Origin of the sequence: Paramesorhizobium deserti, from assembly GCF_001558695.1 — a bacterium.
Lineage (GTDB): Bacteria > Pseudomonadota > Alphaproteobacteria > Rhizobiales > Rhizobiaceae > Paramesorhizobium > Paramesorhizobium deserti.
In genome coordinates, this window is sequence record NZ_LNTU01000003.1 from 1 (window position 1) to 26,099 (window position 26,099).

The 26,099-nt window shown below is 61.5% G+C and carries 23 protein-coding genes; 18 read left to right on the forward strand and 5 right to left on the reverse strand.

Translation table 11 applies throughout. The annotated features are described in order from the left end of the window. The 3 genes from ATN84_RS07780 to ATN84_RS07790 form a co-directional block, all read left to right on the forward strand. On the forward strand, positions 1-787 hold a 787-nt coding region (locus ATN84_RS07780), incomplete at its 5' end, for a porin (protein WP_068881073.1). 319 nt (positions 788-1,106) lie between these two features. Then, positions 1,107-1,796 (forward strand): BON domain-containing protein, encoded by a 690-nt coding sequence (locus ATN84_RS07785; protein WP_068881074.1) that lies wholly within the window; start codon positions 1,107-1,109, stop codon positions 1,794-1,796. A gap of 302 nt (positions 1,797-2,098) precedes the next feature. Next, a complete protein-coding gene (locus ATN84_RS07790) occupies positions 2,099-3,385 on the forward strand; it encodes a hypothetical protein (protein WP_068881075.1) in 1,287 nt (428 codons plus the stop codon). Between the two features lie 370 nt (positions 3,386-3,755). Here ATN84_RS07790 and ATN84_RS07795 read toward each other — a convergent pair whose 3' ends face one another. Beyond that, positions 3,756-5,804, reverse strand: coding sequence for a lytic transglycosylase domain-containing protein (locus ATN84_RS07795; RefSeq protein WP_068881076.1), 2,049 nt, complete (start codon positions 5,802-5,804; stop codon positions 3,756-3,758). 336 nt (positions 5,805-6,140) lie between these two features. Here ATN84_RS07795 and dapA point away from each other — a divergent pair, with 336 nt between their 5' ends. Together dapA and smpB are read left to right on the forward strand one after the other, a co-directional pair. After that, positions 6,141-7,022: a 4-hydroxy-tetrahydrodipicolinate synthase gene (gene dapA, locus ATN84_RS07800; RefSeq protein ID WP_068881077.1), complete on the forward strand. Its 882-nt coding sequence runs from the start codon at positions 6,141-6,143 to the stop codon at positions 7,020-7,022. A gap of 110 nt (positions 7,023-7,132) precedes the next feature. Further along, positions 7,133-7,609: an SsrA-binding protein SmpB gene (gene smpB, locus ATN84_RS07805; RefSeq protein WP_068881078.1), complete on the forward strand. Its 477-nt coding sequence runs from the start codon at positions 7,133-7,135 to the stop codon at positions 7,607-7,609. 93 nt (positions 7,610-7,702) lie between these two features. Here the strand turns inward: smpB and ATN84_RS07810 are convergent, their stop codons facing one another. Both ATN84_RS07810 and ATN84_RS07815 read right to left on the reverse strand, forming a co-directional pair. Then, a complete protein-coding gene (locus ATN84_RS07810) occupies positions 7,703-8,359 on the reverse strand; it encodes a uracil-DNA glycosylase (RefSeq protein WP_068881079.1) in 657 nt (218 codons plus the stop codon). A gap of 30 nt (positions 8,360-8,389) precedes the next feature. Continuing rightward, the gene (locus ATN84_RS07815) at positions 8,390-8,968 is read right to left on the reverse strand and encodes a LabA-like NYN domain-containing protein (protein ID WP_068881080.1); all 579 of its coding nucleotides are present in this window, start codon (positions 8,966-8,968) and stop codon (positions 8,390-8,392) included. 349 nt (positions 8,969-9,317) lie between these two features. On the opposite strand from ATN84_RS07815, the gene rpoZ reads away from it, so the two are divergent. The 3 genes from rpoZ (at position 9,318) to pyrE (ending at position 13,182) form a co-directional block, all read left to right on the forward strand. Then, positions 9,318-9,722 carry a DNA-directed RNA polymerase subunit omega gene (rpoZ, locus tag ATN84_RS07820; RefSeq protein ID WP_068881081.1) on the forward strand — a complete coding sequence of 135 codons (405 nt, stop codon included), beginning with the start codon at positions 9,318-9,320 and terminating at the stop codon, positions 9,720-9,722. 309 nt (positions 9,723-10,031) lie between these two features. Continuing rightward, positions 10,032-12,278 (forward strand): RelA/SpoT family protein, encoded by a 2,247-nt coding sequence (locus tag ATN84_RS07825; RefSeq protein ID WP_068881174.1) that lies wholly within the window; start codon positions 10,032-10,034, stop codon positions 12,276-12,278. Between the two features lie 325 nt (positions 12,279-12,603). Beyond that, positions 12,604-13,182 carry an orotate phosphoribosyltransferase gene (pyrE, locus tag ATN84_RS07830; RefSeq protein WP_068881082.1) on the forward strand — a complete coding sequence of 193 codons (579 nt, stop codon included), beginning with the start codon at positions 12,604-12,606 and terminating at the stop codon, positions 13,180-13,182. Between the two features lie 116 nt (positions 13,183-13,298). Here the strand turns inward: pyrE and ATN84_RS07835 are convergent, their stop codons facing one another. Then, complete coding sequence (locus ATN84_RS07835; RefSeq protein WP_425287382.1) at positions 13,299-14,507, reverse strand: MFS transporter; 1,209 nt, start codon at positions 14,505-14,507, stop codon at positions 13,299-13,301. A 158-nt stretch (positions 14,508-14,665) separates the two neighbouring features. Here ATN84_RS07835 and ATN84_RS07840 point away from each other — a divergent pair, with 158 nt between their 5' ends. The 7 genes from ATN84_RS07840 to recO all read left to right on the forward strand — a co-directional run bounded on the left by ATN84_RS07840 (position 14,666) and on the right by recO (position 20,164). After that, positions 14,666-15,493 carry an AraC family transcriptional regulator gene (locus ATN84_RS07840; protein ID WP_068881083.1) on the forward strand — a complete coding sequence of 276 codons (828 nt, stop codon included), beginning with the start codon at positions 14,666-14,668 and terminating at the stop codon, positions 15,491-15,493. A 114-nt stretch (positions 15,494-15,607) separates the two neighbouring features. Continuing rightward, on the forward strand, positions 15,608-16,180 hold the full coding sequence (bspA, locus tag ATN84_RS07845) for a type IV secretion system effector BspA (protein WP_068881084.1): 573 nt from the start codon (positions 15,608-15,610) through the stop codon (positions 16,178-16,180). After that, the gene (gene acpS / locus ATN84_RS07850) at positions 16,177-16,575 is read left to right on the forward strand and encodes a holo-ACP synthase (RefSeq protein WP_068881085.1); all 399 of its coding nucleotides are present in this window, start codon (positions 16,177-16,179) and stop codon (positions 16,573-16,575) included. The genes bspA and acpS overlap by 4 nt, the downstream gene beginning before the upstream one ends. Before the next feature lie 143 nt (positions 16,576-16,718). Beyond that, positions 16,719-17,498 (forward strand): signal peptidase I, encoded by a 780-nt coding sequence (gene lepB / locus ATN84_RS07855; protein ID WP_068881086.1) that lies wholly within the window; start codon positions 16,719-16,721, stop codon positions 17,496-17,498. Positions 17,499-17,543: 45 nt separating this feature from the next. After that, entirely contained in the window at positions 17,544-18,257 is a 714-nt protein-coding gene (rnc, locus tag ATN84_RS07860) for a ribonuclease III (RefSeq protein ID WP_068881087.1), read from the forward strand. Further along, positions 18,254-19,189: a GTPase Era gene (gene era, locus ATN84_RS07865; protein ID WP_068881088.1), complete on the forward strand. Its 936-nt coding sequence runs from the start codon at positions 18,254-18,256 to the stop codon at positions 19,187-19,189. Before rnc ends, era begins: the two co-directional genes overlap by 4 nt. A 246-nt stretch (positions 19,190-19,435) precedes the next feature. Next, a complete protein-coding gene (gene recO, locus ATN84_RS07870) occupies positions 19,436-20,164 on the forward strand; it encodes a DNA repair protein RecO (RefSeq protein ID WP_068881089.1) in 729 nt (242 codons plus the stop codon). Positions 20,165-20,364: 200 nt separating this feature from the next. Here recO and ATN84_RS07875 read toward each other — a convergent pair whose 3' ends face one another. After that, on the reverse strand, positions 20,365-21,597 hold the full coding sequence (locus ATN84_RS07875; RefSeq protein WP_068881090.1) for an MFS transporter: 1,233 nt from the start codon (positions 21,595-21,597) through the stop codon (positions 20,365-20,367). 360 nt (positions 21,598-21,957) lie between these two features. Here ATN84_RS07875 and nadA point away from each other — a divergent pair, with 360 nt between their 5' ends. From nadA to nadC, 3 genes are all read left to right on the forward strand, one after another. Then, positions 21,958-23,034, forward strand: coding sequence for a quinolinate synthase NadA (gene nadA, locus ATN84_RS07880; protein WP_068881091.1), 1,077 nt, complete (start codon positions 21,958-21,960; stop codon positions 23,032-23,034). Positions 23,035-23,369: 335 nt separating this feature from the next. Beyond that, positions 23,370-24,914 carry an L-aspartate oxidase gene (locus tag ATN84_RS07885; RefSeq protein ID WP_068881092.1) on the forward strand — a complete coding sequence of 515 codons (1,545 nt, stop codon included), beginning with the start codon at positions 23,370-23,372 and terminating at the stop codon, positions 24,912-24,914. After that, complete coding sequence (nadC, locus tag ATN84_RS07890; RefSeq protein WP_068881093.1) at positions 24,914-25,780, forward strand: carboxylating nicotinate-nucleotide diphosphorylase; 867 nt, start codon at positions 24,914-24,916, stop codon at positions 25,778-25,780. The genes ATN84_RS07885 and nadC overlap by 1 nt, the downstream gene beginning before the upstream one ends. The last annotated feature ends 319 nt before the right edge of the window (positions 25,781-26,099 follow it).

A 26,099-nucleotide genomic window follows, 5' to 3' on the forward strand; every position in this document is an offset into this window, starting at 1 on the left:
GGAAACCGAGCTCGGCACGCTGCGCACCTACACCGAGACCCGCTTCCAGTGGGACACGAACGATGTTGACGGTGCTTACGCCGAAAACGACGACGTGACGTTGAACTTCGCCTATATCGAACTGGGCGGCCTGCGCATCGGTAAGGACGAATCTGCGTTCCGTACCTTCCTCGGCTACGCCGGCAACGTCATCAACGACGACGTGATCGAGCCTCTGAACTACGACACCACGCTCATCAGCTACACCTTCACCGGCGGCAACGGCATCTCGGCCATCCTGTCGGCCGAACAGGGCGAAGGTGACTACACGATCAACGACTACATTCCGCACATGGTCGGTGGTCTGAAGTGGGCCCAGGGCTGGGGTTCGATCGGCGCGGTCGTCGGTTACGACAGCGTTATTGAAGAGTACGCGATCAAGGGTCGCGTCGACCTCAACGTCTCCGACGCCTTCTCCGTCTTCGTGATGGGCGCCTGGCAGTCCGATGGCGAAGCCATCAACTTCCGCGAAAACTTCTACGCTTCGTGGGGTGGCGACTGGGCCGCTTGGGTCGGCGCGAGCTACAAGCTGACCGACAAGGCGACCTTCAACGCCCAGGTCTCCTATGACGACTTCGACCAGCTGGCCGTTGCCGCCAACGTTGCTTACGAAATCGTCCCCGGCTTCACCATCACGCCGGAAGTCCTCTACTACAAGGATCTGGTCGACGATGTCAGCCCTGCTGGCGTTATCACGCAGTCCGACGACGCATGGGGCGGCATGATCCGCTTCCAGCGCTCGTTCTAATCCGATCCGGATTGGTTGAATGGAACCCGGCAGCTTTGGCTGCCGGGTTTTTCTTTTTTGAAACGTCTACACATCTATAGAATAAAGAGTGTCGAGCGGCTTCCGCGTCACGGCTCATTGCCTGATCCTCTAAACTTGATCTCAAGGCTTTTTTCAGCAACAGTTCGGCTCTCCTGCTTCGGTAACCCTGTTATTCCGGAACCATGCGGCGGGAGGCGTTCCCGTACAATGCGTATAACCGCGTGCTGACACCGTGGATTCGCAAGCAGGTTGCCTGCCTGTTTATGAATCCACGATCCGAGAACAGGAGAGGGCGGCTTTGAAAAACTGGTTCTGGCCCGGCGTCACGACAACGGCCTTGCTGACGGTGCTTGCCGTCTGGTTCGGTTCGGGAGCGGTGGAGAGGGACCTCGCATCCCGAGCCTCCACGGCGCTTGCCGGCGCTTATCCTTGGGCGTCCGTCGATCTCGATGGGCGCGATCTGACATTGAAGGGCGTGGCGCCGGATGAGCGCTCGCAGGCGGAGGCGGCCAAAATCGCCACGGCGGTGCCCGGCGTGCGCAGCGTCGACAATCAGGCCGTGCTTCCGCCCGTCGCCGCCCCCTTCGTGTTCCGCGCCGTCAAGACCGATGACGGCGTCACCCTTTCCGGCAATGTTCCTCCCGGCTCCGCTCGTGGCGATATCCTCGGCGTTGCCGAACGCGCCATGCCCGGCATCCGCATCATCGACGACATGACGATTGCGCGCGGTGCGGCTCCGGGCTTTCCGGCGCTCGCCGGCTTCGCCGTTTCGCAACTGGCCGATCTCTCCCTCGGCGAGGTGTCGATCAGCGATCTCGACTATACGGTCAACGGCAGGGCGGCCGGCGCCGACGCCTATGAAGTGCTGGTCACCGCCGTTGCGGGTGTCCTGCCCGGTGAGGGAAAGCTGGTTTCCGCCCGCATCGCGCCGCCGGTTCCCGCACCCGGCGCCGAAGATGTAGAACCCGGTGAAGAAACGCCGGAATAAGTCTTGCCTCCTGTCCTTGTCCGATTGACTTGGACAGAAAAAGGCGTTCGAATTCATCCAGTATTCTTTGGCTGCCTGGAGAATCGCGAGGACCTCCGATGATGTATCTGATCAGTACATTCTGGTTCGTTTTGCTTATTGCTTTTGGCGTTGGGCTTTACGTTGGATTGACCACATTGGGAAGAAAACGCCCGTGAAGTGACTTTCGGATGTAAAGCGTGGATGAAAATCTTAGTATCCGTCCCGTGACTTGATTGCCATTTTTGCCGGATGAAGGCCTGTCGCCTGAAGGAGATGCCCGCATGCTGCTGCTCATCATTCAATTGGCCATACTGATTGCTGTTGCATTTGTTCTGGGTTGCATCATCGGTTCTTTGTATAAGCGTTTCACTGCATCTGCTGACAGCCGCACCTCGGCTGCATCCGCCCTTGCCATTCCTTATTCTCCCCGCGTGGCCGAATCCGAGACGAGTGCGAAGCCGGCGGCGGCGGTGAAGGCGGCCGCGCCGGCCGCAGCGAAACCCAAGGCGAAGGCCAAGACCCCAACTGCGAAGACCGCAGCCACGAAGACCACCGGCGCCAAGACCGGCAAGGCGGCGGGGAAGACGGCCGCCGGCAAGGCCAAGGCCCCGGCAGCGAAGGCCAAGGCACCGGCCGCATCCGCGGCAAGCACGTCCGCGGTCAGCGTCTCCGCGAAATCCGCGGCATCCGCAAAGCCGGCCGCGAAGAAAGCCAAATCACCAACCGCGAAGTCATCAGCCACGAAAGCCAAGCCGGCTGCGAAATCGGCGGCCAAGACCGTTGCGTCCGTCGCTTCATCAGTCGCCGCGTCCGAAACGCAGCCGAAAGGGCTCAAGGCCGCGCGGCGCGGAAAGCCCGACAATCTGACGCTGATCAACGGCGTGGGCACGGAACTGGAGAAGGAACTGAACGGCTTCGGCATCTTCCACTTCGACCAGATTGCCGCCTGGACCGCTGCGGAGGCCGCTTGGGTCGACAAGAAGATCGGCTTTCCCGGACGGGTCGAGCGGGAAAGCTGGGTGAGCGAGGCGGCAACGCTAGCCGGCGGCGGCAAGACCGATTTCACCAAGCGTGTGGAGGCAGGAAAAGTCGCGACCAGCCACAAGACGAAAGGCGCGTCCAAAACCGCCGGTGCAAAGACCGCCAATGCAAAGACAGCCGATGTCAAAGCCGAGGCAGTCGCGGCGCCGGCAAAACGTGCACCTGTGCGCAAGCCTGCATCGACCGCCGCCAAACCCGCCAAGGCAAAAGCCGCTTCGCCGAAACCGGCTGCTGGCGCAAAGCCGGCCTCGAAAGCCGCTTCTGCCGTAAAGACAGCGGTTGCAAAGGTCGAGGCGGCTGCGGAATCGGTTGTCGCCGCCGCAAAGACGGGCGTCGCCGAAAAAGCCTCGGCCACGAAGCCGGCCGCAAGGAGGTCCGCAACCGGCAAAAAGCCAGCCTCGAGAGCGGCTTCCGCAGTAAAGGCGGCGGCCGCCAAGGTGGAGACGGCTGCGGAATCGATCGTCACCGCGAAGCCAGCTGCGAAAAAGCGGGCCACCAGGAAAACGGCGCCCAAATCCAAGGCTTGAGCCTTTCAGCGGATAAACCGCTACAGGCGCAAAATGCGCGCGGCCCGAAGACCTGTCACCGTTTTCGGGCCGTTTTCTTGGGGGGATTTTGGGGGGGCGCTGGGGTTTATAGCGTTCTAGACCGTTATCGCAGCGGCACTGTCGAGGCCTGGATTCCAGTGACAAGCACTGGAATCCAGGCCTCGACAGTGCCGCTGCGATAACGGTCTAGAACGCTATAAACCCCAGGAGGCCTGGATTCCAGTGACAAGCACTGGAATCCAGGCCTCGACAGTGCCGCAACCGCTACATGGAAATATGGATGCGCCTCGTCACCATCTGAAGAATGAACGACTCTAAAGCAATGGAAAACGGCCGAACGCGCCCCGTTTCACCTCCGGCCGTCGACCAGATCCTTCTCGATATCCATCTTGCCGTAGAGGCGGGCCTTGTAGACCTCGTAATTCTCCATCACGCGCTGCACGTAATTGCGCGTTTCGGTGTAGGGAATGCGTTCGATCCAGTCGACCACCTCGTCGATCGGCTTGCCGCGCGGATCGCCGTATTTCTCCATCCATTCGCTGGCCCGGCGCGGGCCGGCATTATAGCCGGCGAAGGTCAGGGTGTAGGAGCCGTCGAAGCGGTCGATCTGCTCGCCGAGGAAATGCGAGCCGAGCGTCGCGTTATAGGCGGCGTCGGTGGTCAGTCGCGGTTTGGAATAACTCACGCCGGCGCGCTGCGCCACCTCCTTGGCGGTGGTTGGAAGCAGTTGCAGCAGGCCGCGCGCGCCGGCGCTGGAGACGGCCGAGACGTTGAACTCGCTTTCCTGACGGGCGATGGCATAGGCGAGAGCCTTGCCCGATCCCTTGATATTGGCGCTTTCGGGAATGGCGCCGACCGGATGCGACAGCGCGCCGACATCGAGCCCGCGCAGCGCCGCCGTCTTGCCGACCCGCAACGCCAGATAATGATTGCCGTTGCGCTCCGCCATCACCGCCAGCAGCGCCAGTTCACCGGTGCTGTCGATCTCCTGCGCCAGATCGCGGTAGAGCATCTCCGCCCGTGCGCCATAGCCGATCGCCTCGAGCCGGCGGATTGCCTGCACCGCCTCGCGCTTCTCGAAGCGCTCGCGGTCCTCCTCGCTCGGCTTGGGATAGGGCACTTCGAGCTGCTTTTCGCCCAGCCTCGCGGCTGCTATCTGTCCGTAGAACGTCGTGCCGTAATGGGCGGCGCGGCGATAATAGGCCTTGGCGTCGCCGGCAGCACCAGCCTCCGCCGCCCGTCCCATCCAGTAATAGGCGCGCGAAGCCGAGATCGGACGCGAGGAAATCTCGGCGATGCGCGCGAAATGGCGATGCGCGGTCTTGGCATCCTTCATTGCTCTCAGCGCATACCAGCCGGCATGGAACTCTGCCTCCGCTGCCATTGCGGGCGTCTCCGCCGCATGAGCTGCGGCGAGGCGATAGGCGATCTCGGGCTTGCCGATATCGAGCAGTTCGCGCGAAAGCACGCGCCGCTCGACCCACCAGGCATCGGGATCGACCAGGGCTGCTGCATCGCGCGGCGCCTTCAGCATCAGCTCGGCGGCGTCGCTATAGCGTTCCTGGCGGCGCAGATATTGGATTCGTGCAAAGGTGTAGGCCGGGTTGGAATGCCAGGAGCGATCGACGGCGGCAAGCTTCTTTGCCGCATCGGGCGCTTTCCGCGCGACGGCGGCGAGGGCTGCGTAGAGCGATTCCGCATTGGCCAGCTTGGCGACGCGCCCTGCCGATTGGATGCGGTTTGCATAGAACATCCGCAGCATGCGCTGCAGATGATCCTCGCGCGTGAGCACCTGCCCGAATTCCCGCAGGATGAGCTGTTCATCGCTGGAATCGAGCTTTTCCGTGCGCCAGGTGGAAGCCAGGACCAGCCGCGCCTTCGCGCTGTTTCCCTCCGAGAGATAGGCGCGGGCAAGAATGATCATGCCCTCGGTGGTCTGCGGTTTGGTGTTGCCGAATGCCTTGATCACCGCCTGCGCCGGCGGATTTTCCCGGTAGAGCGCCCGTTCCGTATTGCGGCGAAGCGTCGTCATGCCCGGCCAGCCAGGCAGCTCTTCCGCCGCCGCCGCGATATCCGCGCTCGACACGCCGCCCGTTCCCGAAAGCCCGATTGCCCAGGTGAGGATGTGGCGGTCGAGCGAATGGCGCGGCATGCCGTTGCGGATCGCAATGGCCTTCTGTGAGTCTTTGCCGTAGAGCGCGTCGAGTCCGGTCTTCAGGCCGCCGGCGATGGCGCCCGGCTGCTGCGGGACAATACCGGATGTGATGACCTGGTCGGGCCTGATCAGCGGGGAGGGTCTTGCCGCCGTCGGCGCGAATGGGCGCAGAAGAGGGGTCGGCACGTTCTCCGCCGGCACCGGCTGCGCCTGAGCGAGCTCCGGCAGCCCGACGGCCATCATGCAGCCGGTGAGGAGGGCGTTACGCCAGATATTTCTTCCAGAAACTGCTGAACGCATGAACAAGACCAGATCAGAATTCGGATATTGACTCAAGAACGGCCTTTGCCGGTGACCATTATTTAACCTTGTAGAGCACGACGACACAGGCACAGATCATATCGTCGGTGAGTGAAGGTAATCTTGATAAAAGGTTACCGAAAGCGCCCATTCCACACCATGTTGAACTTATATCGAATGCACTTGCTCCAGACCTGTGGCAAGACTATGGTGCAACGCCTTGCGGCAGGGCGTTTCCTGCCGCATTCGTTTTCGCACATATGATCTGGGAGTTCACCAATGTTGAAGGGGTCCATTACGGCACTTGTCACGCCATTCGATCGCAATGGAGCGTTTGACGAGAAAGCCTTCCGCGCCTTCGTGAACTGGCAGATCGAGGAAGGCACGCATGGGCTGGTTCCGGTCGGCACCACGGGTGAATCGCCGACGCTCTCTCACGCCGAGCACAAGCGTGTCGTCGAGGTCTGCGTCGAGGAGGCGAGGGGACGCGTGCCCGTCATCGCCGGCGCGGGCTCCAACAACACGCGGGAATCGATCGAACTCGCACAGCATGCCGAAAAGGCCGGTGCCGATGCCGTACTCGTCGTTACGCCCTATTACAACAAGCCCAACCAGCGCGGCCTCTATGAGCATTATTCGCAGGTCGCCAGGGCGATCTCGTTGCCGGTGATCATCTATAATATTCCGGGCCGCTCGATCATCGACATGACGCCCGAGACGATGGGCGCGCTCGCTCGCGACTATAAGAATATCAAGGGCGTCAAGGATGCGACCGGCAAGGTCGAGCGCGCGTCCGAGCAACGCCTCGCCTGCGGCACGGACTTCATCCAGCTCTCCGGCGAGGATGCGACGGCGCTCGGCTTCAACGCCCATGGCGGCGTTGGCTGCATCTCGGTGACGGCCAATGTCGCCCCGCGCCTGTGCTCGGAGTTCCAGGAGGCCTGCCTCGCCGGCGATTTCGCCAAGGCGCTTGGGCTGCAGGACCGGCTGATGCCGCTGCACAAGGCACTGTTCATCGAGCCCAATCCGAGCGGCGTGAAATATGCGCTGACGCATCTGGGCAAGATCGAGAACACGCTGCGCTCGCCGCTGGTGCCGATCGAGGCTGAAACCGCCGAGCGTATCGATCTCGCGATGAAGCATGCGGGGCTGATCAACTAACGAAATAGGGGAGTAGGGCAGTAAGGGAATAGGTAAGATTCTTTGCCCATTCCGCACTTTCTGCCTACGCCCTTATTCCCTTACTCCCCTATTCCCCTATACAAAACCTCATGAACAAGCCGAAAAACGCTCCGGCGCGCAAGGTCGTCGCGGACAACCGCAAGGCGCGCTACAATTTCGAGATACTCGATACGCTCGAGGCGGGCCTCGTACTTCAGGGTACGGAGGTGAAGTCGCTGCGCTCCAATCAGGCCAACATCGCCGAGAGCTATGCGAGCTTCGAGAATGGCGAGTTCTGGCTGATCAATTCCTATATTCCGGAATACACGCAAGGAAATCGCTTCAACCACGACCCGCGCCGTCTGCGCAAGCTGCTCGTCAATCGCCGCGAGATGGCGCGTCTCGCCAATTCGGTCGATCGCGAGGGCATGACGGTCGTGCCGCTCAAGCTTTATTTCAACGAGCGCGGCCGGGCCAAGCTGGAACTGGCGCTCGCCCGCGGCAAGAAGCTGCATGACAAGCGCGAGACCGAGAAGAAGCGCGACTGGAACCGTGAGAAGTCGCGGTTGCTAAGGGACAGGGGGTAGGGGACTAGGGGTGGCCCCCCTCGGAGGAATCAGATTCCAACTCCCTTACTCCCTTACTCCCTTACTCCCTTACTCCCTTACTCCCTTACTCCCTTACTCCCTTACTCCCTCATCCAGAAACGCTCGCGCTGCCCTGAACACGTCGCGGAACATTTCCTCCGTCAGCACGCCTGTATTGGTGTTGTAGCGCGAGCAGTGATAGCTTGAGAAAATCCGGATATCGTCAATCATGCCGACCCGCCCATGGCCGAAGGGATATTTCGATACCGGCTGGCCGAGGGCACGGATGGTGGACTGATGCGCGATGGTGCCGAGCGTGACGATGGCGCGTAAGTTTGGAAAGCGCCGGATGACGGGCGTGAGAAACTGCCGGCAATGGTTGATCTCGGCCCCGGTCGGCTTGTTCTCGGGTGGCACGCAGCGCACCGCATTGACGATCGCCGCGCCGGTGAGTTCAAGACTGTCATCCGGCCGCGCCTCGAATTTTCCGCGCGCAAAGCCGAAATCGCCCAAGGTGCGGTAGAGGAGATCCCCGGCATAATCGCCGGTGAAGGGGCGTCCCGTGCGGTTCGCCCCGCGCAGCCCCGGTGCGAGCCCGACGATCAGGAGTTCGACGCTCTCATCGCCTCCGACGGGAAGAAAAGGTGGGACGGGTGCATTATGCCAATGCGGCTCCTTCTCGCGCCATTCTGCGAGGAAGGCATGGAGGCGGGGGCAGATGGCGCAATCGGGGGAGGGTTCGGAAATCATGCCCCTTAATGGCGCGGCTTGGCTCGGCGATCAATAGTCGCCTTCATCCTCTTCTGCCTCCTGGCGCCGCACCGGGCGTTCGGAGGGATCGCGGCCGATCTCGCCCTTGAGCGAGGCCAGATCGATGAAATGATCGGCCTGGCGGCGCAGATCGTCGGAAATCATCGGCGGCTGCGTGGTGAGCGTGGAGACGATGCTGACCTTGCGGCCCTTGCGCTGCAGCGCTTCGACCAGCGAGCGGAAATCGCCATCGCCGGAGAAGATGACGAAATGGTCGATCGTGTCGGTCAGTTGCATGGCATCGACGGTCAGTTCGATATCCATATTGCCTTTGACCTTGCGGCGGCCGGCCGAGTCGGTGAATTCCTTGGCCGCCTTGGTGACCACCCTGTAGCCATTGTAGTCGAGCCAGTCGATCAGCGGGCGTATCGAGGAATATTCCTGATCTTCCACCAGCGCCGTATAATAATAGGCGCGCAACAGGTAGCCGCGCTTCTGGAAGGCCTTGAGCAGCTTGCGGTAGTCGATGTCGAATCCGAGCGTCTTGGACGCGGCGTAGAGATTGGCACCGTCAATGAAAAGCGCGATCTTCTCGCGGGAATCGAACATGCTTCAAATATCCATTCTTCCGGCGCCGCGTTTGATGTGCGGTTCCGACTGAAATATAGGCGGGTGAGGGCGGATGGAAACCATACCGTCTTATTTTTGTTGTACGATGCACTTAAATAAAATCAAGCAATCTTGGGTTGTTTAAGGGTCGACAATAAGTATTATCGCGTGTGCTTCCTGTATAACTTTGATTTGGCTAATATGTTTATGCCACCTTCATGCGGAGGCTTGGGATGTGCCGGAAATGAATATGCCGTCACGCTCATGCCGCTTTTGCTTGTTTTTTGCAGGCGAAATCGCTATGTGCAGGGAAATCCCGTTAATCGACTTGAAATGAAAGGGGCACGCCATGGCCCGCGTCACCGTAGAGGATTGCGTCGACAAGGTTGAAAACCGGTTCGAGCTGGTATTGCTTGCCAGCCACCGCGCCCGCCAGATTTCGCAGGGCGCCGGCATCACCGTCGATCGCGACAATGACAAGAACCCCGTTGTGGCTCTCCGCGAAATCGCGGACGAGACGCTGTCGCCAGGTGATCTGAAGGAAGATCTGATCCATTCGCTGCAGAAGCATGTGGAAGTGGACGAGCCGGAGGCTGTCGCCCAGCCGCAGCTGACGGGCAGCGCCGAGGAAGTCGCCGTCGAGATTGCCAATGTGGAGGAAGACGATGTCGTTTCCTTCGACCGCATGTCGGAGGAAGAGCTTCTGGCCGGTATCGAAGGCCTCGTCGCGCCGGAAAAGAGCGACGATTACTGATAACGGTAAGATCGCCTTAGCGATTGTTCGTTAGGGCGTATTTACTGTTTCAATGCCATTTTCGACATGCGCCGTGGCTCATTGCTGCGGCGCATGTTTTGTGTGATTGGAGCGGTTCAGTCGAAATGGAAATGCTGGTTCTAGGCGCCCCCCTCTGGCCTGCCGGCCATCTCCCCCGCCTCTTCCCGTCATCCTTGGGTCGAGCCCGAGGATGACGGTGAGAGTAGGGAAGATGGCCGGCGGGGCAGAGAGGCGCGCTGTCCCGGCAGCGTTTCCAATTGAAAATGAATGTTCAGGGAGAGCCGGTCGATGATGCGCCAGTACGAGCTTGTGGAACGCGTCCAGCGTTACAAGCCAGACGTCAACGAGGCGCTTCTCAACAAGGCCTATGTCTATGCCATGCAGAAGCATGGCAGCCAGAAACGGGCTTCCGGCGACCCGTATTTCTCCCATCCGCTCGAAGTCGCCGCCATCCTCACCGACATGCATCTCGACGAGGCGACGATCGCCATCGCGCTCCTGCATGACACGATCGAGGACACGACCGCGACCCGGCAGGAGATCGACCAGCTCTTCGGCCCGGATATCGGCAAGCTGGTCGAGGGGCTGACCAAGCTCAAGAAGCTCGATCTCGTTTCCAAGAAGGCGGTGCAGGCGGAAAACCTGCGCAAGCTGCTGCTCGCTATCTCCGAGGATGTGCGGGTGCTCCTGGTCAAGCTCGCCGACCGGCTCCACAACATGCGCACGCTCGGCGTCATGCGCGAGGACAAGCGACTGCGCATCGCCGAGGAGACGATGGATATCTATGCGCCGCTCGCCGGCCGCATGGGCATGCAGGACATGCGCGAGGAGCTGGAGGAACTGGCCTTCCGCTATATCAACCCGGAGGCGTGGAAGGCGGTCACCGACCGTCTCGCCGAACTTCTGGAGAAGAACCGCGGCGTCCTGCAGAAGATCGAGCGCGATCTCTCCGACCTCTTCGAGAAGAATGGCATCAAGGCGAGCGTCAAGAGCCGGCAGAAGAAACCGTGGTCGGTCTTCCGCAAGATGGAGACCAAGGCGCTCTCCTTCGAGCAATTATCGGATATTTTTGGCTTCCGCGTCATCGTCGAAACTGTGGATGATTGCTACCAGGCGCTGGGCATCATCCACACCACCTGGTCGATGGTGCCGGGGCGCTTCAAGGACTATATCTCGACGCCGAAGCAGAACGACTATCGCTCCATTCACACCACCATCATCGGCCCGTCGCGCCAGCGCGTCGAGCTGCAGATCCGCACGCGGGAGATGGATGAGATCGCCGAATATGGCGTCGCCGCCCATTCCATCTACAAGGATCGCGGCAGCGCGGAAAATCCGCATGTCATTTCCACCGAGACGAACGCCTATGCCTGGCTGCGCCAGACGATCGAGGCCTTGGCCGAGGGCGACAATCCGGAAGAGTTTCTCGAACACACCAAGCTCGAGCTCTTCCAGGATCAGGTCTTCTGCTTTACTCCGAAGGGCCGCCTGATCGCCCTGCCGCGCGGCGCCACACCCATTGATTTCGCCTATGCGGTGCACACCGATGTCGGCGACAGCTGCGTCGGCGCCAAGGTCAATGGCCGCATCATGCCGCTCATGACAGAACTGCAGAATGGCGACGAGGTGGAGATCATCCGTTCCAAGGCGCAGGTGCCGCCCGCCGCCTGGGAGTCCGTCGTCGTCACCGGAAAGGCCCGCGCCGCCATCCGCCGCGCCACCCGCTCCGCTGTGCGCAAGCAGTATTCCGGCCTCGGCATGCGCATTCTCGAACGCGCCTTCGAGCGCGCCGGCAAGACCTTCTCCAAGGAGAGCCTGAAGCAGGGGCTGCCGCGTCTGGCCCGCAAGGATGTCGAGGATGTGCTGGCCGCCGTCGGGCGGGGCGAACTGCCGTCGACCGACGTGGTCAAGGCCGTCCATCCCGATTATCAGGATACGCGCGTCACGCTGCAGAGCCCGGCCAATCGCGGCGAGAAGGGCTGGTTCAACATCCAGAACGCAGCCGGCATGATCTTCAAGGTGCCGGAAGGCGGCGAGGCGGGGGAAAAGGCCGCCGAGGCCGCCAAACCCGAAACCAGCAAGAAGCGGGCGCTGCCGATCCGCGGCACCAATGCCGATCTGCCGGTGCGTTTCTCGCCGGAAGGGGCCGTGCCGGGCGACCGCATCGTCGGCATCCTGCAGCCCGGTGCGGGGATCACCATCTATCCCATCCAGTCGCCGGCGCTCACCGCCTATGACGACCAGCCGGAACGCTGGATCGACGTGCGCTGGGATATCGATGAGCAGATGAAGGAGCGTTTTCCCGCCCGTATCAGCATCTCCGCGATCAATTCGCCCGGCTCGCTTGCCGAGATCGCGCAGGTCGCGGCCAATAACGACGCCAATATTCACAATTTGTCGATGGTGCGCACGGCCCCGGATTTCACCGAGATGATCATGGATATCGAGGTGTGGGACTTAAAGCACCTCAACCGCATCATCTCGCAATTGAAGGAAAGCGCCTGCGTCAGCGACGTGCGGCGCGTGAATGGATAGGGCGGCTCCGTGGAAGCGCAGGACACCCCCCTCTGCCCTGCCGGGCATCTCCCCCACCTTTTCTCGTCATCCTCGGGCTTGACCCGAGGATCCACGGTAAGGGGGCAGGAACGCTGCTGTCACTCGCTGCGGGATCGCAAAAACTTTGCCCGGAATATCGAGCAGCTGGTGCTTACTGGAACGCGCCGATGCGGTGGATGTTAATACCCCCTCAGCCATGGATCCTCGGGTCAAGCCCGAGGATGACGGCGAGAGTAGGGAGAGATACCCGTAAAGGGGGTACTGTCCCGCCAACGTCTCCAATCAAAAACCACAGGAACCACCCATGAACACCGAGGACGTGCTTGCCGTCTTCCGCGAGGCGGGAGCCATTCTGGAAGGCCATTTCATCCTGACATCGGGCCTGCGCAGCCCGGTCTTTCTCCAGAAGGCGCGCGTCTTCATGCATGCCGACAAGACGGAGAAGCTCTGCAAGGCGCTGGCTGAAAAGATCAGGGCGGCGGGGCTAGGGCAGATCGATTATGTCGTGGGACCGGCGATCGGCGGGTTGATCCCCGCCTATGAGACCTCGCGGCATCTCGGCGCGCCGGCGATCTGGGTCGAGCGTGAGAATGGCGTCTTCCGGCTGCGCCGCTTCGCCATTCCCGAAGGCGCCCGGGTGGTGATCGTCGAGGACATCGTCACCACGGGCCTCTCGATCCGCGAAACCATCGATTGCCTGAAGGATTTGAAGGCGGAAGTGCTCGCCGCCGCCTGCATCGTCGACCGCTCCGCCGGCAAGGCCGATGTCGGCACACGGCTGATCGCGCTCGCCGAATATGAGGTGCCGGCCTATTCCCCGGATAACCTGCCGCCCGAGCTGGCGGCCATACCCGCAGTCAAGCCGGGAAGCAGGAATATCTGAAGGCAGTAGGGGAATAGGGGAATAGGGTGGACCTCCTCGAGGAATCAGGCTCGGTTTCCCTTACTCCCTTACTCCCTTACTCCCTTACTCCCTTACTCCCTTACTCCCTTACTCCCTTACAACTTGCGCATATTGGGCAGGAACACCGTCAACAGCCCGAGCAGCGGCAGATACGAGCAGATCGTATAGACGAACGATATGCCCTTGGCGTCGGCGACGACGCCCAGCACCGCCGCCGCGATGCCCGCCATGCCGAAGGCGAAGCCGAAGAACAGCCCGGCGATCATGCCCACCCGGCCCGGCACCAGCTCCTGTGCGAAGACGACGATCGCCGGAAAGGCCGAGGCGAGGATCAGGCCGATGATGACGGTCAGCACCGCCGTCACGGGAAGGCTGGCATAGGGGAGCGCCAGCGTGAAGGGCAGCACGCCCAGGATCGAGAACCAGATGACGGCGCGCGAGCCGATCTTGTCGCCGATCGGGCCGCCCAGCACCGTGCCGAGCGCGACGGAGCCGAGGAACAGGAACAGCAGAAGCTGCGAGGTCTGCACCGAAACGCCGAACTTGTTGATCGTGTAGAAAGTGTAGTAGCTCGTCATGCTCGCCATGTAGATGTTCTTGGTGAAGACCAGCAGCGCCAGGACGACGAGCGAGATCACCACCTTCGCCCGCGGCAATGGCAATGTGCGGTCGGGCGTCGGGCGATTGGCGTTGGCCTTGCGGTAGCGGGAATACCAGTCGCCCACCTTCCACAGCACGATCATGCCGAGAAGTGCCGCGACCGAGAACCAGGCAACGCTTCCCTGGCCACGCGGCAGCACGATGAAGGCCGCGAGCAGCGGGCCGATCGCCGTGCCGAAATTGCCGCCGACCTGGAACAGCGATTGCGCCAGGCCATGCCGTCCGCCCGAGGCAAGACGCGCCACGCGCGAGGATTCCGGATGGAAGACCGATGAGCCGAGGCCGACGCAGGCCGCACCTGCCAGAAGCAGCGGATAGTGCCGTGCGAAGGCGAGCAGGATCAGCCCGACGAGCGTGCAGCCCATGCCGACCGGTAGCGAATAGGGCAGCGGCCGCTTGTCCGTATACATGCCGATGATTGGCTGGAGGATCGACGCCGTTACCTGAAAGGTGAAGGTGAGAAGCCCGATCTGCCAGAAATCGAGATGGTAATCCTCTTTCAGCATGGGATAGATCGCTGAGAGCAGCGATTGCATCATGTCGTTGAGCAGATGACAGAAGCTCACCGCGAGGATGACGGTGAACGCTGTCGTATCGGCGGCGGAAGAGGCGGGCCGATTGGCCGCTGCGGTCGTGTCGGTCACGATGGGCTCCGGGAATTTGCTGCAGCATGGCGGATGCGCCATGAACATCATTTGCGAGCGTCGGTTTTATAGAAGTTGCGAAAAACCCGCTTTCGTGGTTTGGTCCTTTTCTTTCGCGAGTGGGCCAACTCATGCCGTCGATAACACCACCTCCTTTCATGCCCGCATCCGTCAGCGGCGAAGAATTAGAACGCCTGCACGAGCAGCGTGTCCTCTGGCTGGAAAGGATCGAAGGTCCGGTGGTGGCGCTGCCGACCGAATATCCCGATGGCTACCTCGTTCCGCGTCACAGCCACAGCCGCTCGCAGCTTCTCTACGCTTCGACCGGCGTTGTGCTGGTGACGACCGATGCCGGGCGCTGGATGGTGCCGCCCGAACATGCAATCTGGCTTCCTGCGGGCGTCCACCATGCGGTTGAGATCCTCGGCGCTGTCAGCATGCGTTCGATATATATAGCGCCAGACGCCAGGGATGGCCTGCCGACGCATCTCCATGTTGTGACGCTCACCGACCTGATGCGCTGCCTCATTCTCGAGGCCGTCACGCTCGACGACAATCCGCCGCCGGGCAGCCGCGGTTCATTGGTGATCGGCTTGCTGCTGGACGAACTGGGCAACCTGCCCGAACAGCCGCTTGGCCTGCCTTTCCCGGCCGATCCGCGCCTTGCCGCGCTCTGCCGTCGCTTTATCGAGGAGCCGTCGCCGCATGCCACCATCGATGAATGGGCGGCAGCTCTTGCCATGAGCCGCCGCTCCTTCACGCGCAGCTTTCAGCGCGAGACGGGCCTGAGTTTCTCGCTCTGGCGACAGCAGGCCTGCCTGTTCGCGGCCCTGCCGCGCCTTGCCGATGGCGAGCCGGTGACGAGCGTGGCACTTGATCTCGGCTATGACAGCGTGCCGGCCTTCACCACCATGTTCAAGCGCATGCTGGGTGTCTCGCCGCGTTTTTATCGCAGCGGCGTTCTCGTTAAGGGAGTAGGGGAATAGGTGAATTTTTCCCGGAATTGCCTTCTTTTCCCGGCCAAAGTTCTTAAATAAGGGAAGATATTCCCTCTTACTATGCTATTGCCCTGTGCCCCTGTTGCCGGGTAAGAACCCGTCATGCTATTTCGCCGCCGCCAACCAGCCAGCCTAAGCCAAAGACTGCGCACCTATCTCTGGCCGCGCCGGTCCTTCTCGCGCTCGCTGCGCTATATGGGCAAGCGCATCATGCGCATCACCGCCTCGCCGCATGCCATCGCGGCGGGCCTTGCGGTGGGCGTTTTCTCGGCTTTCACGCCGTTCTTCGGCTTCCACATCATCATCGCCGTCATTCTTGCCTATATCTTCGCGGGCAATCTCGCCGCCGCCGCCCTCGGCACCACCGTCGCCAATCCGCTGACAGTTCCCGTCATCTGGGGTGGAACGTTCGAGTTCGGGCGCTTCATGCTGACCGGTGATCTCTCGGGAAGCCATGCGCCGGCCCATCTCGGGCGGATGCTTGAACATTTCAGCTTCCACGATATCTGGGGTCCGGTGTTGAAACCGATGCTCTTCGGCTCGACGGTGCTCGGCATCGTCTTCGCTCTGGTCGTCTATGTCATCGCCCGCTGGGCGATCGCCGCCTTCCACCGCAAGCGCCTGGAAAGGCTGGCCCAACGCGGTGTCCTGAAATCGGAGGCATCAGGCGCATGATCATCGGCATCGGCAGCGATTTGATCGATATCAGGCGGGTGGAAAAGACGCTCGCGCGCCATGGCGAGCGCTTCACCAATCGTGTGTTCACGCCGGTCGAGCAGGCGAAGTCGGACCGGCGGGCTGAGCGCGCCGCATCCTACGCCAAGCGCTTCGCGGCCAAGGAGGCTTGCGCCAAGGCGCTCGGCACCGGCATGTCGCGCGGCGTCTTCTGGCGCGACATGGGCGTCGTCAACCTGCCTTCCGGCAAGCCGACCATGAAACTGACAAATGGCGCAGCAGAGCAGCTCGCACGGATCACGCCTCCCGGCCACACCGCCGCCATACATCTGACAATTACCGATGATTTCCCTCTCGCACAGGCATTTGTCATCATCGAAGCCCTGCCTGCCTGAGAGATCCTGAGCGGCAGAAAATTCCGCGGCGTGACCAGTTATCCCCGAGGTGATGGACCGTTATCCCCGGAGTAACGGCCGGGCCGGATTGCCTCACGCAATCGTAACGGCTAATAGAACGCGTTATTGCAATCGGAGAACTTATGAGCGTGTCCGACAAGAGCGAAGTGAAAAAATCCGGCGGTCTGGGTGAAACTCTCAGCGTTGTCGTGCAGGCTCTGATCCTGGCATTGATCATCCGGACATTTCTGTTCCAGCCCTTCAGCATTCCGTCCGGTTCGATGCGCCCGACGCTGCTCGAAGGCGATTATCTATTCGTCTCGAAGTTTTCCTACGGTTACTCGCATTTCTCGCTGCCTTTTTCGCCTGATCTGTTCTCGGGTCGGATCTGGTCGAGCGAGCCGAAGCGCGGCGACATCGTCGTCTTCAAGCTGCCGAGCGACACGTCGGTCGACTATATCAAGCGCGTGGTCGGCCTGCCGGGCGACCGCATCCAGATGCGCCAGGGCGTCCTCTATATCAATGACGTCCCGGTCAAGCGCGAGAAGATCGGCGAGATCAACAACCCCGATATTACCGAGCAGAACCGCCCGGTCGATGTCTATCGCGAGACGCTGCCCGATGGGGTCAGCTATGATACGCTCGATCTCTCGCCCAATTCGATCGGTGACGACACGCGCGTCTTCGAGGTTCCGGCCGGCCATTATTTCATGATGGGCGACAATCGCGACAATTCGCTCGATAGCCGTTTCACGGTTGGTTACGTGCCCTTCGAAAACCTTGTCGGGCGCGCCAACATCATCTTCTTCTCCATCGCCGGCGGCGCAAGCCCGCTCGAATTGTGGCGCTGGCCGGCGGATATCCGCCTGAACCGTCTGCTCATGTCGGTCAATGCGGAACCGCCGCTTCTAAGCGGAAACTGATGGTGACGCCTGAATTCTGTGAATATTTGTTTCCTGGAGCTGCGCATGGCTGGTAAAGTCGATATTGCGCAGTTCCTCGAGGAAAAGACCGGGCACAAGTTCAAGGATCCGGCACGGCTCGAACGGGCACTGACCCATTCGAGCGCCCGACAGCAGGCCGGCACCAATTACGAGCGGCTCGAGTTCCTGGGCGACCGCGTGCTTGGTCTGGTGGTGGCCGAAATGCTGTTCGCTGCCTTTCCGAATGCCGCTGAAGGCGAGTTGTCGGTCCGCTTGAACGCGCTCGTCAATGCCGAGACCTGTGCGTCGGTCGCCGATGAGATCGGTCTCCATGTCGTCATCCGCACCGGCGCGGACATCAAGGTGTTGATGACCGACACACGCCTCATGAATGTCAGGGCCGATGTCATCGAGGCGCTGATCGCCACCATTTATCTCGAAGGCGGGCTCGATGCGGTGCGCCCCTTCATCCGGCGCTATTGGGAACCGCGCTCGCGCGTGACCGGCGCCGGCCGCCGCGACGCCAAGACCGAATTGCAGGAATGGGCGCATCAGCAGGGCGGCGTGCAGCCCGCCTATGCGGTCAAGGAGCGCACCGGGCCGGATCATGACCCGCAATTCACCGTGGAGGTCAAGGTTCCGGGCTTTGCCGCCGCCTTGGGCATGGGGCGCTCCAAGCGCATCGCGGAGCAGAATGCAGCGTTGGAAATATTATACCGTGAAGGCGTATGGAAGCGCCCGGAAGAGGGAACCCAATGAGCAATCAGCCAGAACAGACCGGCGGGGAAGGGGCCGGCGAACCGACGCGCTCCGGTTTCGTCGCGCTCATCGGCGCGCCGAATGCGGGCAAGTCCACGCTGGTCAACCAGCTTGTCGGCACCAAGGTTTCCATCGTCACCCACAAGGTGCAGACGACCCGCGCCCTGGTGCGTGGCATCCTGATCCATGAGCGCACCCAGATCGTACTGGTCGATACCCCCGGCATTTTCAGGCCTAGGCGGCGTCTCGACCGCGCCATGGTGACGACGGCATGGGGCGGCGCGCGCGATGCCGATCTGGTGCTGGTCATCATCGATGCGCAGGGCGGGCTCAATGAGGAGGCCGAGGCAATTTTCAATCATCTGAAGGATGTTCGCCAGCCGAAGATCCTCGTCCTCAACAAGGTGGATCGTGTCGACCGGCCCTCGCTCCTGGGGCTCGCGGCTCAAGCCAACGAGAAGATCGCCTTCGACCGCACCTTCATGATCTCCGCACTCACCGGCTCCGGCTGCAACGATCTGCGCGATTACCTCGCCAGGGCATTGCCGGAAGGTCCGTGGTATTACCCGGAAGACCAGATCTCCGACATGCCGATGCGCCAGCTGGCGGCCGAAGTAACACGCGAGAAGCTCTATCTGCGCCTGCATGAGGAATTGCCCTACGCCTCGACGGTGGAGACGGAGCGCTGGGAGGAGCGGAAGGACGGCTCGGTGCGCATCGAGCAGGTCATCTATGTCGAGCGCGAGAGCCAGAAGAAGATCGTGCTCGGCCACAAGGGCGAGGCAATCAAGGCCATCGGCCAGGCGGCGCGCAAGGAACTCGCCGAAATCCTCGAGCAGCCGGTGCATCTCTTCCTTTTCGTCAAAGTGCGCGACAATTGGGGCAACGACCCCGAGCGGTATCGCGAGATGGGGCTGGAGTTTCCGAGTTAGAGAGCGGTTCATGTTTTGATGGAATCGGTTGGGGTTCCTTTTGGGCCGTTGCTGTGATGGACGGGTAGAGGCATGGATCCCAGTGCTTGTCACTGGGATCCATGCCTCTACGGTTCAGCATCCATACCGTTTCCATCTAAAAGTGAAATGCTCTAGAGAATAGCGAGGTAGTGAAGTAGTGAGATAGTGAAATGCGAATAGTATCTTACTATTCCCTATCTCACTACTCACTATTCCCTGAATTCCATGGAATGGCGCGACGAAGGCATTATCCTGGGCACCAGGCGGCATGGCGAGACGAGCGTCATCGTCGAGCTGATGACCCGCGCCCATGGCCGCCATCTGGGCATCGTGCGCGGCGGGCGATCGCGCAGGATGCAGCCGCTCCTGCAGCCGGGAAACCGTGTCGATGCGCTATGGCGTGCGCGGCTCGATGAACATCTCGGCATGTTCCAGATCGAGCCCTTGAGCTTCGCCGCTGCGCGGCTGATCGAGATGCCCGTGGCGCTTTACGGCATCCAGCTTGTGGCGGCGCATCTCAGGCTTCTGCCCGAGCGCGATCCCCATCCCGGCCTCTTCGAGACCCTTGCCGTGGTGATCGAGCATTTCGACGATCCGCTGGCGGCGGGTGAGCTTCTCCTGCGTTTCGAGATCATGATGCTGGAGGAACTGGGCTTCGGTCTTGATCTCCAGTCCTGCGCGGCGACGGGCAGCCGCGAGCATCTCGCCTATGTCTCGCCGAAATCGGGCAGGGCGGTCTCGCGTGATGCCGGCAAGCCCTGGGCCGACAAGCTCCTGCCGATGCCGGATTTCGTTTCGAGCACCCGCGTCCATGCCGCCTCGGTCGCCGAAATCGACCTGGCCTTCCGCATGACGGGCTATTTCCTGACGCGCCATGTCTGGGAGCCACGCGCCCTGACCCCGCCTGAGGCGCGTGCGGGGTTTTTGGTGGCGCTGGGGAAGGCTGCTTTTTAGTACATCGGAAACGCCGGCGCGGCAGTATTCGCTTTGCTCTCCTGCCGTCATTCTCGGGCTTGTCCCGAGAATGACGGCAGCTTAATCTGTCAGGACGGTAATCGCTTATCTTTTTCCTTATGGCAGATTCTCGGGACAAGCCAGAGAATGACGACCGTGAGGGTGGGGGCGATCCCACCAAAACCGGTCCCTAATAACGCTCACTCCGCCGGTTGCAACGCCGGCCTCTCCACCGCATGTTCGCGGATCGGCCAGTGCACCACGGCCGCGAAGAGGCCAAGCATCACGCCGAACCACCAGACCGGATCATAGGAGCCGAAACGGTCGTAGAGATAGCCGCCGAGCCAGACGCCGAGGAACGAGCCGATCTGGTGCGAGAAGAAGACGATGCCGCCCAGCATGCCGAGATAGCGCGTGCCGAACATGATGGCGACCAGCGCGTTGGTAGGCGGCACGGTGGAAAGCCAGAGCAGGCCCATCAGACCGGAGAAGATCAGCACCGATGTGCCGGATTGCGGCAGGAGCAGGAAGGCCGTGACCAGCACGGAGCGCGCCAGATAGAGGAGCGCCAGGAAGATCGGCTTGGAGGTGCGCTGGCTGATGACCCCTGAGGCAAGTGAGCCGATGATGTTGAAGAAGCCGATCAGCGCCAGCCCCCAGACGGCATATTGCGGCTCAATGCCAATATCGGCGATATAGGCCGGAAAATGCGCGGTGATGAACGCCACCTGGAAGCCGCAGACGAAGAAGCCGGAGGTGAGCAGCAGATAGCTCTTGTGGCCTAGCGCCTCGCGCAGCGCCGCGCCGATCGATTGCTTGTAGGTATCTTGGGCGACACGTCCGCTCGATGAATTGCCGCGCAGTGGGATCGCCAGAAGCGGGATCACCAGCATAGCGATGCCCATATAGACCAGCGCATCCGACCAGCCGAAGCGTTCGATCAGGCTCAGGCTGATCGGCGCGAAGACGAACATGCCCGCCGAACCCGCTGCCGTGCCGAGGCCGAAGACGAAGGTGCGCCTTTCCGCCGAAACATTGCGCGCGAAGGCCGACAGCACGATGCCGAACGAACCCGCGGCAATACCAAGACCGACGAGGATGCCGCCGCCGATATGAAGCCAGATGGGCGCATCCGCGTGAGCCATCAGGAGAAGCCCGCTCGCATAGAGGAGTGCCGAGAGCAGCAGCACCCGCCAGGTGCCGTATTTGTCGGCGATCGCGCCGAAGAAGGGCTGGCCGGCGCCCCAGAACAAATTCTGCAAGGCCATCGCCAGGCCGAAAGTCGTGCGGTCCCAGCCCTTTTCAGTCAGCATCGGCAGCTGGAATATGCCCATGGCCGATCGCGGCCCGAAGGTCAGAAGCGCGATCAGGCAGCCGGAGATGATGATGAGCCAGGGCAAGGCATTCTGCTTCGTGGCGGGCGAATGGGCCATGTCGGGAATCCTAGATTATCGTGGAAACGTCAATTTAGCTGATCCGACACATCATACAAACGAATTGGTTTGAACAATCATTCACGGGATTTGATTTGTTCTATTTTAAGAAAGCGTCGTGAACTCATTTCCGAACTGTAGTTGAGGTGGAAAGGTTGAGGCATCCCAGTGACAAGCACTGGGATCCATGCCTCAGCAGTGCCGCTGGAAAACAAATGCGGCCGGGCCACACGAAACTTTTATGACAGTGCGGCTTGCAGCGGGCGGAAGATAGCCTTATGTCTTTGCCGGACGGCATCGCCGTTTTTCTTTTGGTTCGATATATGCTCAATATGAGTATAAATGCCGGGAGGGCAGGACATGACGACCAACGCAGCAGCAGTCCGCGCGGTATCGGCAGCGGGAAAGAGCGCCGCCGAGCGGTTCGGCGTCATGGAAATGCCCTCGCTCGATTTCACGGCTGATGTGGCGCGCGAGACCGAGCATCTCTACGAGCGTGTATCGCATCACATCCCGCGCATCGAATGGCCTGTTTATGCGCCCTATATCGCCGCGATCAACCGGCTGAAGAAGGAGCGGGGCGCTGTCATCCTGGCGCATAACTACCAGACGCCGGATATTTTCCACTGCGTGGCCGATATCGTCGGGGATTCGCTGCAGCTCGCCCGCGAGGCGACCAAGGTCGATGCCGAAATCATCGTCCAGTGCGGCGTGCATTTCATGGCCGAGACCTCGAAGCTGCTCAACCTGGATAAGACGGTGCTGATCCCCGACATGAAGGCGGGCTGTTCGCTGGCCGAGTCGATAACAGGCGCGGATGTGCGCCTGCTGCGCGAGACCTATCCGGGCGTACCCATCGTTACTTATGTGAATACATCTGCCGAGGTGAAGGCGGAGAGCGACATCTGCTGCACTTCCGCCAATGCGGTTGAGGTGGTCGAAAGCTTCGGCGTCGACCGCGTGCTGTGCATTCCCGACGAGTTCCTGGCGCAGAACGTCGCCGCGCAGACCAAGGTGAAGGTGCTGACCTGGAAGGGCCATTGCGAGGTGCATGAGCGCTTCACGGCGGAGGAACTGACGGCCTACAGGGAAGCCGACCCGTCGATCCAGATCATCGCCCATCCCGAATGCCCGCCGGAGGTGGTCGCCGTCTCCGATTTCGCCGGCTCGACCAGCGGTATGATCGATTATGTCAGGAAGAACCGTCCGCCCAAGGTGCTGCTCGTCACCGAATGCTCTATGGCGTCGAACATCGAAACGGAAGCGCCGGGCGTTGAGTTCATCAAGCCCTGCAATCTCTGTCCACACATGAAGCGCATTACGCTGCCGAAGATTTTGGAAAGCCTCGTCTTCATGCGCGAGGAGATCCATGTCGACCCCGCCGTCGCCGAGCGCGCGCGGCTGGCGGTGGAGCGGATGGTGAATTTGCGAAATTGAGGGGATAATGATGAACGTCAGTGCGCGTCTCGCCCCCCTCTGGCCTGCCGGCCATCTCCCTCTCCTTTCTTCGTCATCCTCGGGCTTGACCCGAGGATCCACGGCAAGGGGGCGGAAACGATTTTCTCATCCGCGACAGGATCGTAAAATATCAAGACGACTATCCTGTTCGCGCTTGCTGGAATGCATCGATCCTGCCGGAACGTCAGTGCTCCTCTGGTCGTGGATGCTCGGGTCAAGCCCGAGGATGACGAGCGGGAGGGAGGGGGAGATGCCCGGCAGGGCAGAGGGGGGTATTCATCGAGCGCAACATATCCAAATAGCGCGACCCGCCCATGGCCATTAACGACATCATCATCGTCGGCGGCGGGCTCGCCGGCCTGTTCTGCGCGCTGAAGCTGGCGCCGCGTCCCGTCACCGTCATCGCCGCCGCGCCGATCGGCCGCGGCGCGTCGTCGGCCTGGGCGCAGGCGGGCATCGCCGCCGCCGTCTCCGAGGGCGATACGGTCGAGCAGCATGTGGCGGACACGATTGCTGCGGGCGACGGGATCGTCGACGAGAAGATCGCCCGGCTGATGGCATCGGAAGCCGCCGACTGCGTTCATGATCTTCTGGCTTATGGCGTGCCCTTCGACCGTGATCTCGACGGCCGGCTGCAGGTCTCGCGCGAGGCGGCGCATTCGCAAAGCCGCATCGTGCGGGTGCGCGGCGATATGGCCGGCCGGGCCATCATGCAGGCTTTGGTGGATGCGGTGCGGCGCACGCCGTCGATCCGCGTGCTGGAGGGCCTCGTCGCCGAGGAAATCGCGATGGAAGACGGCCGGGTTTCCGGCATTGTCGCGCGTGATCGTGATAGTGACAAACGCATCCATCTGCCGGCCCGCGCCGTGGTGCTCGCCTCCGGCGGCATCGGCCATCTCTACGAGGTGACGACCAATCCGCCCGAGGCGCGGGGTGGGGGCGTCGGCATGGCCGCGCGGGCGGGAGCCATGATGGCCGATATGGAGTTCGTGCAGTTCCACCCGACGGCCCTCAATGTCGGCAAGGATCCGGCGCCGCTCGCCACCGAAGCACTGCGCGGCCACGGTGCCACGCTGATCAACAACAAGGGCGAACGCTTCATGCTTGCCATTGATCCGGCAGGCGAGATGGCGCCGCGCGATGTGGTGGCGCGCGGCATCTTCGCCGAGGTGATGGCGGGTCGCGGCGCCTGGCTTGATGCTACCCAGGCAATAGGCAGGAGCTTTCCGGAGGAGTTCCCTACCGTCTATGGCTATTGCCGCGAAGCCGGCATAGACCCGGTGACGGAGCCGATCCCGGTCATCCCGGCAGCGCATTATTTCATGGGCGGGGTGCTCACCGACGCCGATGGCCGCACTTCGCTCGAAGGGCTCTGGGCCTGCGGCGAGGCCGCCTCCACCGGTGCGCATGGCGCCAACCGCCTTGCCTCCAACTCGCTGCTTGAAGCGGTGGTCTTCTCCGCGCGGGTGGCGGTGGATATTGAGTCTCGGAAAGATAACCCCCCTCTGCCCTGCCGGGCAGAAGGGAGTGTTCATTTTAATCAGGCGATCAATCCGGACGCCATGACCCGCCTTCGCGAAACCATGAGCGCGCGGTTCGGCGTTATCCGCGACCGCGCCGGCATGGAGGAGGGGCTGCGCGTGATCCTCGGCCTTGAACAGGCAAACCGCAACGCCGCCTTCGCCAATACGCTGACCGCGGCAAAGCTCGTCGCCATCAGTGCGCTCAGGCGCGAGGAGAGCCGGGGCGGGCATTTCCGCACCGATTTTCCGGATGCCAGGCCCGAATGGCAGCGCCGTTCCACGCTCACCCTTGCCGAAGCCGACCGGCTGGCGCATCAATATCTGGAATTCGCCTGATGACAGCCAAAGCCAATCCGCCCGTCCTGCCGCGCCTGATGGTGGAGGAGGCGGTGCGCGCCGCGCTCGCCGAGGATCTGGGCCGCGCCGGCGATATCACCACTTATGCGACCATTGACGAAAATGCGCGAGCCGAGGCGGTGCTGGCCAGCCGCGAAGCCGGCGTGGTGGCGGGGCTTCCCCTGGCCGAAGCCGCGTTCACGCTGATCCATCCGACGACTGTATTCATTCCGCTCATCCGCGAGGGCGGGAGAGTGGAGCCCGGTCAGCCGATCGCCCGTATCATGGGCAATGCCCGCGCCATCCTTTCCGCCGAGCGCGTGGCGCTGAATTTCCTGATGTATTTGAGCGGCATAGCCACCTATACCGCGAAATTCGCCGATCTGATCGCCCATACCCATGCGAAGGTCTGCGATACGCGCAAGACCGTGCCAGGGATGCGCGCCTTCGCCAAATATGCGGTGCGCTGCGGCGGCGGCGCCAATCACCGCTTCGGGCTCGATGATGCGATTCTGATCAAGGACAACCACATCGCGGTTGCAGGCGGCGTTGTCCGGGCCATTGAGGCGGCGCGCGCCTATGCGGGGCATCTGGTCAAGATCGAGGTCGAGGTGGACAGCATCGCCCAGATGGAGGAAGCGCTGTCGGTCGGCGCCGATGTGATTCTCCTTGACAACATGGCCCCGGAACTTCTTGAAAAAGCCGTGAAAATCAATGCCGGGCGGGCGAAGCTCGAAGCCTCCGGCAACATCTCGTTCGACACTATCAAAGCCGTGGCGGAAACCGGCGTCGATTATATCTCGACCTCGAAAATCACCATGGCGGCGCCGACGCTTGATGTCGGGTTGGATATCAAAATCGAGTAAACGGTTCAGGTAGAAATGAAAACGCTGCTACCAGGCACTCCCCTCCGAATTGCTGGGAATTTCCCTTTTCTGTCGTCATCCTCGGGCTTGACCCGAGGATCCACGGCAACAGGGCGTAAGCAGTGCTACCATTCGCAACGGGATTATAGATCATCAAGGCGGGATATTGATCGCTTCCCGTTCACTGGAATGCGCCGTTGCAGTGGGAATGTCTATGCTCCTCAGTCATGGATACTCGGGTCAAGCCCGAGGATGACAACGGGAGGGCAGGAGAGATGCTGTCCTTCGATAAGTTCAGGAGGAGAGAGGGCGCGCTGTC

Excerpts from the sequence above, each read along its gene's own strand:
- ATN84_RS07790 (WP_068881075.1), top strand. The coding sequence starts at position 2,099 with ATGCTGCTGCTCATCATTCAATTGGCCATACTGATTGCTGTTGCATTT.
- ATN84_RS07795 (WP_068881076.1), bottom strand. The coding sequence starts at position 5,804 with ATGATGGCCGTCGGGCTGCCGGAGCTCGCTCAGGCGCAGCCGGTGCCG.
- dapA (WP_068881077.1), top strand. The coding sequence starts at position 6,141 with ATGTTGAAGGGGTCCATTACGGCACTTGTCACGCCATTCGATCGCAAT.
- smpB (WP_068881078.1), top strand. The coding sequence starts at position 7,133 with ATGAACAAGCCGAAAAACGCTCCGGCGCGCAAGGTCGTCGCGGACAAC.
- ATN84_RS07810 (WP_068881079.1), bottom strand. The coding sequence starts at position 8,359 with ATGATTTCCGAACCCTCCCCCGATTGCGCCATCTGCCCCCGCCTCCAT.
- ATN84_RS07815 (WP_068881080.1), bottom strand. The coding sequence starts at position 8,968 with ATGTTCGATTCCCGCGAGAAGATCGCGCTTTTCATTGACGGTGCCAAT.
- rpoZ (WP_068881081.1), top strand. The coding sequence starts at position 9,318 with ATGGCCCGCGTCACCGTAGAGGATTGCGTCGACAAGGTTGAAAACCGG.
- ATN84_RS07825 (WP_068881174.1), top strand. The coding sequence starts at position 10,032 with ATGATGCGCCAGTACGAGCTTGTGGAACGCGTCCAGCGTTACAAGCCA.
- pyrE (WP_068881082.1), top strand. The coding sequence starts at position 12,604 with ATGAACACCGAGGACGTGCTTGCCGTCTTCCGCGAGGCGGGAGCCATT.
- ATN84_RS07840 (WP_068881083.1), top strand. The coding sequence starts at position 14,666 with ATGCCCGCATCCGTCAGCGGCGAAGAATTAGAACGCCTGCACGAGCAG.
- bspA (WP_068881084.1), top strand. The coding sequence starts at position 15,608 with ATGCTATTTCGCCGCCGCCAACCAGCCAGCCTAAGCCAAAGACTGCGC.
- acpS (WP_068881085.1), top strand. The coding sequence starts at position 16,177 with ATGATCATCGGCATCGGCAGCGATTTGATCGATATCAGGCGGGTGGAA.
- lepB (WP_068881086.1), top strand. The coding sequence starts at position 16,719 with ATGAGCGTGTCCGACAAGAGCGAAGTGAAAAAATCCGGCGGTCTGGGT.
- rnc (WP_068881087.1), top strand. The coding sequence starts at position 17,544 with ATGGCTGGTAAAGTCGATATTGCGCAGTTCCTCGAGGAAAAGACCGGG.
- era (WP_068881088.1), top strand. The coding sequence starts at position 18,254 with ATGAGCAATCAGCCAGAACAGACCGGCGGGGAAGGGGCCGGCGAACCG.
- recO (WP_068881089.1), top strand. The coding sequence starts at position 19,436 with ATGGAATGGCGCGACGAAGGCATTATCCTGGGCACCAGGCGGCATGGC.
- ATN84_RS07875 (WP_068881090.1), bottom strand. The coding sequence starts at position 21,597 with ATGGCCCATTCGCCCGCCACGAAGCAGAATGCCTTGCCCTGGCTCATC.
- nadA (WP_068881091.1), top strand. The coding sequence starts at position 21,958 with ATGACGACCAACGCAGCAGCAGTCCGCGCGGTATCGGCAGCGGGAAAG.
- ATN84_RS07885 (WP_068881092.1), top strand. The coding sequence starts at position 23,370 with ATGGCCATTAACGACATCATCATCGTCGGCGGCGGGCTCGCCGGCCTG.
- nadC (WP_068881093.1), top strand. The coding sequence starts at position 24,914 with ATGACAGCCAAAGCCAATCCGCCCGTCCTGCCGCGCCTGATGGTGGAG.